This window comes from Microbulbifer maximicatervae (SeqCode) (genome assembly GCF_052467225.1).
In genome coordinates, this window is the sequence record NZ_CP174303.1 from 3,798,715 (window position 1) to 3,812,347 (window position 13,633).

The window sequence follows — 13,633 nt, forward strand, 5'->3', positions numbered from 1 at the left end:
CAGCAATAAAGGTTATATTAGCTTGACCTCAGACACTAAAGAAAACTCAATCTTTAAACCAGAAGTTGAGATTGTAATTGTTACTTACAATCGAAGTATAGAATTGCTTGAACAGCTACAGCTCTTACAGCAACTAGATTATCCGAAAAGCGCTTATAGTATCACTATTGTAAATAACAACAGTACCGATGACACGCTAAATACTATTAATCGCTTTATTCAGGGTTTAGGTTCATCAGAACCAAGGTTCAAGCTTTTAGACCTCTCTCAAAATACTGGCGGGTCTGGAGGTTTTAGCGAGGGTATCAAGCATGCTCTTCATAGAGGTGCCGCCAAGTATATTTGGCTTTTAGATGATGATGCCACTCCAAATAAGGAAACCCTCAACAACTTAGTTAGCACAGCAGAGAACAAGCTTGGAAGCTGTATTGTTGGGGGAGTGATTCTTGATAAAGCAGACCCCAGTATTGTTACAGAAGCTGGCGCGCGAATTAAGTGGTGGAAAGCAAGACAGCAGCTTCTTTTCAATAGAGAGAAAGTAGAGAATCTTCCTGACAAACCTTTTGAAAGTGAATATTCCTCTGCTGCATGCATGCTAGTACCCTTGGCGGCAGCAAAAAAGCTTCAATCTTTTGCAAATTTTTTCCTACATTTTGATGATGTTGACTGGTGTCTTAGAGCCAGCAAGGCTGGCTTTCCGACTGTAATAGAGCCAACCGCATCTGTCATTCATCCGTCAAAGCTCAGCGCCTCTCGGCCAGGTATTAGATACTATGATGTTAGAAATTTTCTCTTTGTAGCTTCCTGGCACTACAAGCTAGCCACCCCATATCTTTTTATTAGGTTCTTATTAAAAGGCTTTTTTTCTCTCTTATACCCTAAATCAAGATCACAAGGCAGGGAAATCCTTAAAGCTTTATTAGACTTCACAACAAATACTCGAGGTAAAATGCAATGAATGAAAGCAATGATACTATCGCAATTGTAGGAGCGGGATTTTCTGGTGCCGTAATAGGAAGAGAGCTTGCAGAAGCAGGATATAATGTTGAGATATTTGAATCCAGAAGTCATATAGCGGGCAATTGCCACACCGAGCGTGACAGTGAAACCGGTGTCATGGTTCACAAATATGGCCCCCACATTTTTCACACTGCAAATGAAGAAGTTTGGAGCTACATTAATAAATATACGGAGATGGTGCCCTACAAAAATCGCGTAAAAGCGGTTTATGATGGCGACGTATATAGCTTACCCATAAATTTACACACAATTAATCAATTTTTCGGGAAAACCCTCTCCCCAAAAGAGGCTAAGACTTGGATTGAATCCAAAGCAGATCTATCCATTGAAGCCCCCGAGACTTTTGAAGAACAAGCACTTCGTTTTGTAGGTAAGGAGCTTTATGAGGCATTTTTTAAAGGCTACACCCAAAAGCAATGGGGACTTCACCCCTCCGAACTGCCCGCCTCAATTTTAAAGCGCCTTCCAGTACGCTTTAATTATGACGACAACTACTTCAACCATCCATACCAAGGGATGCCCAAAAATGGTTACACTGAAATCGTAGCCAAAATTCTTGACCATAAAAATATTAAAGTGCATTTAGAAACCTCATTTTCCCCTGAGGCAAGAAAGAATTACCGACACACTTTCTGGTCTGGTCCTCTCGACGCATTTTTTAATTATCAACATGGGCGCCTGGGATACAGAACCCTTGACTTTAAACGCAGTGTTGAAGAGGGAGATGCGCAGGGAAATGCTGTAATTAACTACACCGAGGAAAAAGTTCCATTTACACGGATAACTGAGCACAAGCATTTCGCACCATGGGAAGAACATGACAAATCCGTAATCTACCACGAGTATTCAAGACTGTGTGAAGAGGGAGACATACCCTACTACCCTATTCGACTTGCTGGCGAGATTGAGATGCTGAAAACTTATGAGGATTCCGCCGCCACCATCCAAGACGTCACTTTTGTTGGAAGGCTAGGAACTTACCGCTATCTAGATATGGATGTTACGATCGCAGAAGCGCTAGAAGCAGCAAAAGCATTTCTAAACAGTTCCAAAAAAAATTAACAAAAATCTATAGTTATTAACAGCGGCACCTCAAAGCATGAGTAGGAATATTCACTCAATCGTCCCTCCTAATGAAAGCGCCTCTAGCGAGGTGTCGCTATACCATAAAACCTCGGGCGACGTTAGCTATAAAACGCACCCCTCAAGCTGGGAGTTGGGGAAATTTTCAAAGCTGTCTTTTGATACATATTTTAATGTGTTTAGCCTTGGGAAATGGGAAAAATATTGCAACTTAAAGACTCTCTATCTGCAGATTTGCGGGTCAGGAAACTTTATATGTCATGTAATTTGCACATCAAAAAAACTGGGTAAAAAAAACCTCACTCAAGAGGAGTTTAACTGGAACAATAGATCTACGAAGACCCTTGAAATAGATTTACAAAAAGCAAAGGGCTTCGAGTTAGCCTATATTAAGATCGAAACATTTGATGCCGCATGCAAAATCTATAGCCTGTCATTTAACACTGCTCTTCCCCCTGCTAAACAGGCCTCTCTCGCAATTATTATGCCGACCTACAAACGAGAGGAGTTTGTCATGAGCAATATAAAGACTATTAGCTCACTGCGAGACAGGTTGCAACCAAATGTGATTATTGATCTTCTTGTAATAGATAATGGAAGAACCCTAGGGAAAATTGAAACCCCTTCAGTTAAAGTAATCCCAAATAGAAACTATGGTGGCTCAGGAGGATTTGCCAGAGGAATTTTGGAAGCCAGCAATTCCACTTCAGTATATAGCCATATTGTTTTGTGTGATGACGATGTAGAGCTAGAACCTTCAATTTTTACCCGCCTGCAAGCATTTTATAGCTACTGTGCCAATGACTCACTGGGTGTAAGCGGCAGTATGTTACGGCTCGACAAAAGAAACATCCAACATGAAAATGGTGCAACCTTAAACAAAGACGCCCACTTTATACCCATAAAAGGTAATATAGATTTAAATAAGCCAAACAATCTTTTAAAAAATGATGAAGAAATAAAAAAGGAGTATGCTGGCTGGTGGTTTTTTTCTGCACCCACCAAGAAATTTTCTGAACTTGGCCTACCAATACCAGTTTTCCTTAAGTGGGATGATGTAGAGTTTTCCATAAGAGCCTCAAAAAGAAAAGTCAAAATAATTGATTTCAATGGTATTGGTGTATGGCACGAACCATTTGAAAACAAATACTCTTCATCAACTTTTTTCTACGAGGAGAGGAATTCCTTCATTGCCAGAAGCATCCATGATCCAAATTTTAGCTATGCAGCACTATGCCGCAGACTTTTAAAAACAGCCCTAATTTTGTCCCTTGGATACAGGTATGATTCCGCTCGAAAAGCTATTGATGGCACTATAGCTGCCTTAAAAGGGTTTTCACACCTTCATGACATTTTACCAGATGATCTGCATGCTGAGCTGCTCGCCTCACAAGAGGATGTAGCACGGCCGAGCAGAGATTATAATACGGACGTTAAAGTCCTTAACAGCAATAGCGTTAATCCATACCAGCGAATACTATCTAAAATTACCTTAAACGGGCACCTTCTTCCCTGCTTCCCCCTTCAATCAAAAAAACCGATAGATAGGACAGGGTACAAAGTAATAGGGGCCTACGATCTTGATTACACAAAAAGTTTTTTGGCGCGCAATGTAATATACACCCAGGAAGCGCGGGTTTCCGAATTCACAGCGCAACGAGATACGGTTAAATTTTTAAAAGTACTTTTTCAGGCATTAAGTGTCGCATTTACCTCATACACGAAATTTAAAAGGGCAAAAAGGAGCTACATAGAAAACTATGAACTCATGACATCTGAGAGATATTGGAGAGATTTTTTGGGGCTAAAGTGACCCTTAGTTGTAGTAGTTCAGACTTGATCTGACAGTTACCGGTTTTTCAGAAGGTACTCTGTCAGGTCAAATTCAGTTTACGAGTTTCTCCTTCCAGATACTTTTACCCTCTTCAAGGGTTACCATCGGTGTGCGACCACAACACTTTTTACCCTGATGAGTTCGATCATTATTGTAATATACGAGCCATTCGTCCAGATCCTTTTGTAGCTCTTCTATTGATCCATAGATCTTTCGTCGTAACGATGGCTGGTAGAACTCTTGTAATATAGTTTTATGGAAGCGCTCACAGATACCATTTGTTTGTGGGTGCCTGGCTTTTGTCTTGGTATGTTCTATCTCGTTGATATTCAAGTACAACTGATAATCATGCTGCTCCAGCTTGCCGCAATATTCAGTACCGCGGTCAGTCAAAATACGCAACACCGGCAGATCATGCATGGCGTAAAACGGTAATACACGATCATTCAGAAGATCTGCTGCTGTGATTGGCGTCTTAGTGGTGTACAACTTGCAATGGGCTACCTTTGCATAGGTGTCGACATAGGTTTGTTGGTAAACACGCCCAACCCCCTTAAATGTTCCTACATAGAAGGTGTCCTGAGAACCTAGATAGCCGGGGTGTTGAGTATCAATTTCCCCGCAGGCTTCATCATCATGTCGCTTTCTTTCCAAGGCCTGAACCTGCGACTCCGTGAGGATTAGCCCCTCCTTAGCCACCTTGGCTTCAAGTGCTTTTAATCGTAACTTGAAGTTAGCCAGGTCGTTCCGTAACCAGATACTCCGAACACCACTAGGGGACACGAATACGCCACGTTTACGTAGCTCATTGGAGACTCGAACCTGTCCATGGGCAGGCTCTTGGAGGGCATAAGTCAACACGGCCTCTTCAATTGCTGTGTCAACACGGTTCTTGTGGTTAGGCACCCGTCGACTCTTTTCAAGAAGGGCGTCCACACCGCCACTTGAAGCAGCTTCCTTGTACCGATAGAAAGTGTCTCTCGAAACACCAAGCATCTTGCAAGCTTTTGAGATGTTGCCAAGCTCTTCTGCAAGATTGAGCAATCCGGTCTTGTGTTTGATGATACGATCATTAGTATGGATCATGGGGTTTATCCTTGGTTTTGTTTTTAGGTTTAGGCACCTTCATCAAAACCGGTAAACCCCTCTTTTTCAAGAGGATGTGTCAGATTTGGTCTGAACTAATACACCTTAGTTCAGTTTATGGTGTTCAACTATTCCCAGATAGTAAGTTAAGCTTTTTTCCGGCTTTTGCAGGCGATACCCCTTCATTGTGTTGGTGGGGACACTCCCGATTGCAGCAAGTTATCAGATAATGACTGATGTCTCGGTTCGCTTCTATTAAGGAGCTGTTACCGAAAGAGGGTATCCACTCACTCTTCAGGCTCCAAAACACTCTTTACATTGGTGTATTATATGAACTATTCCATATTATTTCAGCAGCTTCCGCACCGACTCATACTCTGGGTCAACCGATAACGCCACCATCGTTGGCGAAACTGGCGACCCCCGAAACATAACTCCATAAGGCTTTCCTTGCTGCTCCCAAGCCTTTCAGTACTTTTATAGTTAATGCTGTATCTGCGTGTCCTGAGAGAGCCCATCCAACGATAGGGCAAGCATGCATTTTATAACGGCAGCTAGGTAACAGTAGCTTGAACCCGTCCTGAGAGAGCCCATCCAACGATAGGGCAAGCATGCATTTTATAACGGCAGCTAGGTAACAGTAGCTTGAACCCGCCCAGATATAGGTAATATCGCAGTCAAACTTAATTGGGTTTCTCTACATTTAACTGGCGTCCAAGTTTATTTGATGTATTTAAGTCCTCTACAATTATTTCTTATACCTATAAGGATCAAGCCAAGCTCGCTTCACTCATGAGCCTTCGGACTTTAAAGCGATCAATTGACATCCGGCTCACAGAGTAAAGCTAAAATTGTGCGGTTTCCAACAGAGTTACGACTAAGCTCGAAGAGCTCAATGGCCTTGGAGCAAAGTTGCATTCTGTGTAGTGGTCTAATCCTTCCGGACACTTCGCTAAGATGGTAAAACTACCAGGCGAGGTGAAGTATGACAACAAAAGGTACACGTCGGCATTTCAAGCCGGAATTTAAGAAAGACGCCGTAGCGCTAGTCTCTGAGCAAGGGTATTCAATTTCTAAAGCAGCAGAGGCTGTAGGAACAACAGCCAATAACCTGCGACGCTGGATAAAGGAACAGAAGCAGGAAGAAGACGGTGTGAGGTTGGATGTAGGCGAGCGCGCAGAATTAGAGCGATTACGACGTGAAAATAAGCAGTTGCGGATGGAGAAAGAAATCCTAAAAAAGGCCAGCGCCTTCTTTGCGAAAGAAATGAAATAAAGTACAGCTTTATTGAAAAACAGCAAGGCAGCTTTCCTGTTAGGGTGCTCTGCCGGGTAATGCAGGTAAGTAAGACTAGTTATTACGATTGGTGTTGCCGTGGTAATAGCTCAATAGATGCTCAAACATGGCAACTATGCCATCGTTTGAAGGCCCTATTTGCAGAATCTAGACAGAGTCTCGGAAGTCGTCGGTTAATGAAGCTGTTACGTAAAGAAGGCTTTGAAGTCGGGCGCTATCGAGTCCGCAAGCTCATGAAAAAGCTAGGCTTGGCAGTAAAGCGCAAGAAGCGATTTACACTGACGACAGACAGTAAACATCACCTGCCTGTCGCAGAGAACCTTCTGAATAGGGAGTTCTCACCGAGTGCTAAAAATCAAGTTTGGACGACTGATATTACATATATTTGGACTTCGCAGGGCTGGCTGTACTTGGCGGTAGTGATTGATCTCTATTCGCGCCGGATTGTTGGTTGGCATCTAGATCGCAAGATGGAAACGGCCCTGATAACTCGTGCGTTGATGATGGCTGTCAATTTGCGTACGCCCCCAAAAGGTCTCCTGCATCACTCTGATCGTGGCAGTCAGTATGCCAGCCATACCTACCAAATGTTATTGAGTCAGCAGGGGATGGTGTGTTCAATGAGCCGTAAGGGAAATTGTTGGGACAACGCACCGACTGAACGTTTCTTCAGCAGCCTGAAGCGGGAGTGGTTAACGGGAAACCTCTATCCGACAAGGGAGGATGCGGTAGCAGATGTAAGAGCCTATATTGCTTATTACAACTCACGCAGAATACATACAACACTGGGAGATCTAGCCCCTATCGAATTTGAGGAATGTGCTTAAAGAAGTGTCCGGCTGGAGTTGACCACAACACTGGCTACATCATCGGAATTATTCTTTTTCCTATATTCGTAATAGCATGATTGGAGCACTTCAAACACTATACATGCCGGCTCCACGGGCTTCTGTTCACTAAATCGGTCTATCGGCGTGAATGATCCGTCTGATCGAATATGAACTACTACATATGAAGAGAGCGGCAGTTTTTTGTGTCTCATTCCCCCCTTCCTGCGATTGACACGGACTTCAAATTCCTTAATTTCCTGTCATGCAGCGGTAAGCGCTTTTCTTATAGGCGCCCCTCCAACACACTCTGCTTCTAGAGCGACGGATAGCTGCTGTACCGACATCCGGGCCGCTAGGGATTGAATAGCCTTGAGCTGCAACCAAGTGGGCAGTATTTAATTTTTAATAGTTCAGACTTGGCTCGATAGTTACCGCTTTTTCAGTGGGTGCTCTATCAGATCAAATTGAGTTTACGAGCTTTTCTTTCCAGTTACTTATTCCATCTTCAAGAGTTGCTATCGGTGCTCGACTGCAAAACCTCTTACCCTGATGGGTCCTCGCATTATTGTAATATATGAGCTATTCGTCCAGATTCTTTTGTAACTCGTCTATTGATCCATAGATCTTGCGGCATAATGAAGGTTGTAGAACTCTTGCAAAATAGTTTTATGGAAGCGCTCACAGACCCCGTTAGTTTGTCGATGCCTAGCTTTTGACTTGGTGTGTTCTATCTCGGTCACTCGCAGGTATAACTTGTAGACGTGTCGCTCCAACTTGCCACAATATTCCGTACCGCGATCAGTTAGGATACGCAGCACTGGTAGGTCATGCATGGCATAAAACGGTAGTACAGCCCTGCGCCGCAGTGATTGGCGCCTTGGTAGTGTACAGCTTGCAATAAGTCACCTTTGCATAGGTATCGATATAGGCTTGTTGATAAACACCTCCGACGCCCTTAAATGTTCCTACTTATAGGTATCCTGCAAGCCTAGATAACCTGGGTGTTGAGTTTCAATTTCACCACAGGCTTCATCATCATGCCGCTTTCTTTCCAAAGCTTGAATCAGTGACTCTGTAAGGATCAGCCCCTCCTCAGCAACCTTGGCCTCAAGTTCGTTTAATCGCAATTTGAAATTAGCTAGGTGATACCGTAACCAGATACACTGAACGCCAGTAGGGGAAACAAATACACCGCATTTACGCAGTTCATTGGAAACTCGAACCTGCCTACGAGCAGGCTCTTATCAAGAAGGGCATCCACGCCGCCATTTGAAACGACTTTCTTGTACCGGTAAGAAAGTGTCTCTCGACACACCCAGCATCTTACTAGCATTAAATATATCGCCGAGTTCTTCTGCCAGATTTAGTAATCCGGCGTTGTGCTTGATAATGTAATCATTAGCATGGATCATGGGGTTTATCCTTGGTTTTACTTTTAGATTTAGGCACCTTCATCAAAACCGGTAAACCCCTCTTTTCAAGAAAATGTGTCAGATTTTATCTGAACTAATCCATCTAATTTAAATTCGGGAGAAAAGGGTCAACGTTATCTGCTAGCTGAACAGCCCTATCTTCGGTGGCAATTTTACCACCTAAATTGGTGCTCGGACTTAGCAGGCTACTACACTTAAAACCTTGAAAAATTTGGAACCTCTACCTAACACAAAAGAAAAGTAAAATCAGACCTTGATAGAGTCCCGCAAACATCCATGAGGGGCGAAAATATGCCTTTCGGGCGCCAGGAACTTTGACTTTGATTCATCCCCCCCTCCTAAAGTCTTGCCCTAACAGTTTTATGTGCACCTAGCTGTAGGAGAGCTTTTTTCATTAGCGCTTCCTAACCCTTCATCTAATAAAGCAGCAAAATCTAACTGAAAAACTCCCCCGCCCTGCAGAAACCAACTTCATCCTACCCGTTAGATAACCTCAATCAGGAGTATTGCTCTTTTTTATTTCAGCTAAAGCCAATCTAATCTCAGCTAGCTCTTTTTTTACGCCATTCTCAAAATCATCACTTGAGGCAAGCATGTATCCTTGCAAGATAACTTTACTCTCAATTTTCTGTAATTTCTCCATTATCTGATTATTTGAATAATTGTCAGAGCCTACAAATTTTCGGCTTTGTGCAATAGCTTTTTTTACAAAGAAGGGGGAGTGGTGATAGCAGTAATTAACTGCTTGCTTAAAGGTGGAAAAAAAGCCTTCTCTTCTGAAGAAAGCAACTGCACGAGAGACGACCCCCTTCCTGTCTTTAATTTTCCCTGCCAACCTTTTTTGCCCTGCAAGACTCATTGCGCTACGAACTAAGCTTCGCCCCTTTAACCCCATACTTTCCGACATTATTACTTTTGTCATAACAGATTTATCATGAAGCAATAAAGCCGTCGCCAGAGATTCAAGCACCCTTGACTTTAAATCACCCTTAATCGAATCATAAATCCAGCAACTATTGTTAGCCACCCATAGAATCAGATCCTCCCTAAACTCTGAATATTTTCCAGATTCTTTCAACCAATTAAATATAGTTTCATGATGCTGATACATTGCTAACAACCTTTCATCGCCAGCTGACATCGTTTGCCCAGCACGATTCATACGATGATAACAAAGACAATCATCAATTAGAGCGAAATTCTTAGCCGCAGTCACACAGTACCAATGGAAGGGGTTGTCCTCATAAAAATAATCCCCTTCGGGGAAAAATATATCATTTTCTTCAAGAAAGCTTCGAAGATACAGCTTCCGCCAAGGAACAGGGTTTAACTTGAGAATTTTTCTCCGCTCGTCATCACCTGATACAGCGGTATTTATAGGGAGCCCGGAAAGCCAGTATCTCTCATCACTAGCTTCATAAAACGAGGCGGTTTCCTCATCAAAGTTCTTAAACTTTCCAATTGTAACTTCTGCATTATTGGACCTGGCTGCATCCACAAGACGCTCGAACATGAAGGGTTCACACCAATCATCGCCATCCACAAATCCAACATATTTCTTAGTGGCTTTACGTAGCCCTACATTTGCTGCCACAGCTACTCCTCCGGGAGTATTCTCAGGCAACAGAACGGGAATTATTCTCTCATCTTTTTGAGCATAACTTCTAATTAATTCTGGAGTAGAGTCAGTTGAACCATCATCAACAACTATTATTTCAATATCTGTTAGAGTTTGATCCAATACACTTTGTAAGCAATGGTCGATATATTTTTCGATGTTATATGTCGTAACGATCACTGAAACCATAATATTAGCTCTTATTTCAACCCCAACTTAAATCGCATAATTTCATTTGCCACACCTGGCATTCTCTCAGAGATCCTTAAAACATCCAGCCGCCCCATACTAGAAAAACTCTTCGAAAACTCAGCTTTAAAAAATTCCCGGAGATCGCTATCCAAACGATCACGCCCCCAAGAATACAATTTGATTTTAAAAGACACAAAAAAATGATAAAATTTCTGCTTCAACTCCGGGGAGTCTGAAAAATACTGCTCCAACTCTTGAAAAACATCAAGCATAGCCAACCTTCTTGAGTCAGAAATATTCGTCACCTGGTTAGCCTGGGGAGAGACACGGTGCCCACAAAAAGGCGCTGACAAAAATGATATTCTGCCCGCATTCATAAGGAGCATCCAGTGCCCCATAACATCATTATGCACAAATGTATTCGAAAATTTCAGACCAATTTTTTTCGCATAATGAGTAGATATCAATTTATTCCATGGATAATTAACCAGCCCCAACAAGAAATCATGACTATTAATGGAGACACAGCCAGAAAAATTCTTATCTATCCGGTCAAATATTCTTTGATCCTCTCCGATCATTCCCATTTTTCTATCATCGTCGTTATGGACCAATTCATATTCCATCAACAATACTTCACAGCCTGTCTCATCTGCTTTTTGTACTGCTTTATCTAACATTCCGGGATATACAAAATCATCTGCATCAAAGAAAAGTACATATGGCTCTTCTACAAACTTTAAAGCTTGATTTCTCCGGTATCCGGCACCCCGATTACTTTCAGCTACGAGTATCTGATGCGGCACGTCATTTCCCTGGAGATACTCAGTAACTTTTAAGATAGTATCATCAGTGGAGAGATCGTCAGCAATATAAAATTTAACGCTTACTTCGTTTTTTTCGTGAATGGAACATACAGCGCTAACAATGCGATCCATTTCGTTATATACAGGGATAACGACACCCACCTGGCAACTTGCCATCTTATCTCCTTAGCGATCAAGGCAACTCTAAAATCAACTTTTGATTTGATTAGTCAAAGCCCTAAATTAGATCTACTTTTCACTCAATATTAATTCCCACAAAAAACCTTCAGCAATCCTTATACCAACCCAACTTGGAGCGACAAGTCTCATAAAAATTATGATTGATAGGATGTATTAGTGTAAGCCTGTGAGGCTTTTTGTGAATCCTAATAATATCACCCAACTCTGTATTCACTTGATCATGTCCATCACAGGTCACATAAGGTTTAGCGCTATTACGCTCACTTACTACAAGCTTAAATTCACTACTACCCTCCACAACAATAGGACGGCTACTAAGCGTATGGGGATTTAACGGCACTAAAACAATGGCATCGAGTTTAGGATGCATTATTGGCCCCCCACCAGAGAGTGCGTAAGCAGTAGAGCCCGTGGGAGTAGATATAATCAGCCCATCTGACCTCTGGGAGTATACAAACTGCCCATCAATATAAAGATCAAACTCAATCATTCTAATAAATTCACCAGGATGCAGAACTACATCATTTAAAGCTGCTCCCCTACCAACGCATCTCCCATCTCTCGTTACAGACATGTCAAGAAGAAAGCGGCTTTCTGCCATATACTTCCCAGAAAGAACTTCACCCACTTTTAACTCAACCTGATCCGGAGTGATGTCAGTAAGAAATCCCAGTCGCCCTCGATTAATACCTAAAATTGGGACGCTAAACTTTGCCAAAGCTCTCGCCGCAGCAAGAAGACTCCCATCTCCCCCCACCACAATGACCAGGTCACACAGTTCTCCCAGCTTAGCTTTTGACGAAACCCTATTATTATGGTCTGGGACTGCAGTAGCTGTACTCTCTTCCAAAACAACGGAATAACCGCTTCTGTCGAGATACGCCATTAAACGCTTCAAAGAGGCAACCGCACTCTCACTTCCTGTACGGCCAATGAGACCTATATTTTGAAACTCTGACATACCCCCCCTCTTCCTTTAATCTACCGACCCGACACGAATTAAAAAGAAAACCGACCAAATTCAACCAGTTCTAGCTTCATCCAGCTACTGATCTCAACATCGTTACATACAATAAGCTTCCATAACTTTTGTATTCGCTGAAATTGAGTCCATCCCTTTGGGATGCTTCTCCCCAAAAAAACAAAAGGCCATCTTGCGCCCGCTCACATGGGTTGGGCAACGACAGCTACATTGTTACCGGTAATATTCAAGCAACAAATCCCGCAGTCTAAAAAGAAAGCACGAAATACCTTTGTGATCTTATTACTAAACATGAGCACCATATGGTGCTATATCCTACCTTCCCCATCATCACAACCAGTGAGACAAATCCCTTCCGATCAAGCCAGATAAAGATTTAACATCTTCGATGTAATAATCTTTCAATTTTTCCCGAGCATTTTTTGTTAATTCAGGTATATCACTCCAACCAGACTCTTTCCGCTTTTTTACAATTTTTTTCTTCTTAGCGTTTACATAGAAACCCATTTCTTTCTTGGGAATATCATTCTCAAGACCCAAATAATTCATAACGCTTTCTATAAGCTTCTCTTTATTATCCAGATCATCATATAGATAGAACTTAATATCTGGAAAATATTCCAGCCAGTATTTGGCAATTTCATAATATCTCCCAAGTGACAGCATGCTGTAGTCATCCGAAAGATCACTAATTTCCTTTACGTATTCAAAGCGCCCCTGCATCATATGATGTATATACGCCGACTCGTATCTGGCTACCGGATCGCGAAACAATACAATCATTTTAGGCTCCCCCAGGAGGGATTTTATGTTTTCAGGTATGTTAGCCCGCTTATTCGGCAACCTAAAATAGTGGGGAGTACTCTCCATAAAATACCGGACATTTTCTGAGGCGCCTTCAAAATTTCGCTCATACTCATCAATTTTTTGTTGAAAATTTGGCTTGTTAAAAAAATTCAACTCCTTCGTCTTCGAGCCAAAGATTTGCTCTGATTTTGACAAGCAGTGATGAAGCCAAGTAGTACCTGATTTTTGGCAACCGGCGATAAGCAAATTTGGTAACGTCAAGGAGACACCTCAATACTTAAGAAATATGACCGCAAGGACTAGCGAAACTCTTACAACTCTACCCTTTACATGGCCATCAAATTCAATAGTTAAAACACCCCCCGATTAGCCGAGACAGTGCTGACCTTTGATTGCCAATAAAGCAATCCCACTACGCAAAACAGCAGGCAACTAGCCCGCTTT

9 protein-coding genes and 1 pseudogene are annotated in these 13,633 nt (G+C 42.3%); 4 read left to right on the top strand and 6 right to left on the bottom strand.

Annotation, left to right across the window (positions count from 1 at the left end):
• Positions 1 to 22 precede the first annotated feature (22 nt).
• Genes ACJJIZ_RS16405 through ACJJIZ_RS16415 form a run of 3 tightly spaced genes read left to right on the top strand, consistent with a single transcriptional unit; the run spans position 23 to position 3,916 of the window.
• Entirely contained in the window at positions 23 to 958 is a 936-nt protein-coding gene (locus ACJJIZ_RS16405) for a glycosyltransferase (RefSeq protein ID WP_444914142.1), read from the top strand.
• Positions 955 to 2,082: a UDP-galactopyranose mutase gene (glf, locus tag ACJJIZ_RS16410; protein WP_444914143.1), complete on the top strand. Its 1,128-nt coding sequence runs from the start codon at positions 955 to 957 to the stop codon at positions 2,080 to 2,082. The genes ACJJIZ_RS16405 and glf overlap by 4 nt, the downstream gene beginning before the upstream one ends.
• A gap of 37 nt (positions 2,083 to 2,119) precedes the next feature.
• The gene (locus ACJJIZ_RS16415) at positions 2,120 to 3,916 is read left to right on the top strand and encodes a glycosyltransferase family 2 protein (protein ID WP_444914144.1); all 1,797 of its coding nucleotides are present in this window, start codon (positions 2,120 to 2,122) and stop codon (positions 3,914 to 3,916) included.
• A gap of 72 nt (positions 3,917 to 3,988) precedes the next feature.
• Here ACJJIZ_RS16415 and ACJJIZ_RS16420 read toward each other — a convergent pair whose 3' ends face one another.
• The gene (locus ACJJIZ_RS16420; protein WP_444913809.1) at positions 3,989 to 5,023 is read right to left on the bottom strand and encodes an IS481 family transposase; all 1,035 of its coding nucleotides are present in this window, start codon (positions 5,021 to 5,023) and stop codon (positions 3,989 to 3,991) included.
• 985 nt (positions 5,024 to 6,008) lie between these two features.
• On the opposite strand from ACJJIZ_RS16420, the gene ACJJIZ_RS16425 reads away from it, so the two are divergent.
• Positions 6,009 to 7,147, top strand: a protein-coding gene (locus ACJJIZ_RS16425; RefSeq protein ID WP_444914145.1) for an IS3 family transposase whose coding sequence is annotated in 2 segments (ribosomal slippage) — positions 6,009 to 6,258 and positions 6,258 to 7,147 — 1,140 coding nt in all. Because the reading frame shifts where the segments join, the coding sequence is not laid out codon by codon here.
• 462 nt (positions 7,148 to 7,609) lie between these two features.
• On the opposite strand, the pseudogene ACJJIZ_RS16430 reads toward ACJJIZ_RS16425, so the two are convergent.
• The 5 genes and pseudogenes from ACJJIZ_RS16430 to ACJJIZ_RS16450 form a co-directional block, all read right to left on the bottom strand.
• Positions 7,610 to 8,562: pseudogene (locus tag ACJJIZ_RS16430) on the bottom strand (helix-turn-helix domain-containing protein).
• A 514-nt stretch (positions 8,563 to 9,076) separates the two neighbouring features.
• On the bottom strand, positions 9,077 to 10,390 hold the full coding sequence (locus ACJJIZ_RS16435; protein WP_444914146.1) for a glycosyltransferase family 2 protein: 1,314 nt from the start codon (positions 10,388 to 10,390) through the stop codon (positions 9,077 to 9,079).
• 11 nt (positions 10,391 to 10,401) lie between these two features.
• Positions 10,402 to 11,376, bottom strand: a complete 975-nt coding sequence (locus ACJJIZ_RS16440; RefSeq protein WP_444914147.1) for a glycosyltransferase family A protein — start codon at positions 11,374 to 11,376, stop codon at positions 10,402 to 10,404.
• 109 nt (positions 11,377 to 11,485) lie between these two features.
• Positions 11,486 to 12,361 (bottom strand): NAD(+) kinase, encoded by an 876-nt coding sequence (locus ACJJIZ_RS16445; RefSeq protein WP_444914148.1) that lies wholly within the window; start codon positions 12,359 to 12,361, stop codon positions 11,486 to 11,488.
• A 351-nt stretch (positions 12,362 to 12,712) separates the two neighbouring features.
• Positions 12,713 to 13,450: a sulfotransferase family protein gene (locus ACJJIZ_RS16450; RefSeq protein WP_444914149.1), complete on the bottom strand. Its 738-nt coding sequence runs from the start codon at positions 13,448 to 13,450 to the stop codon at positions 12,713 to 12,715.
• Positions 13,451 to 13,633: the final 183 nt, after the last annotated feature.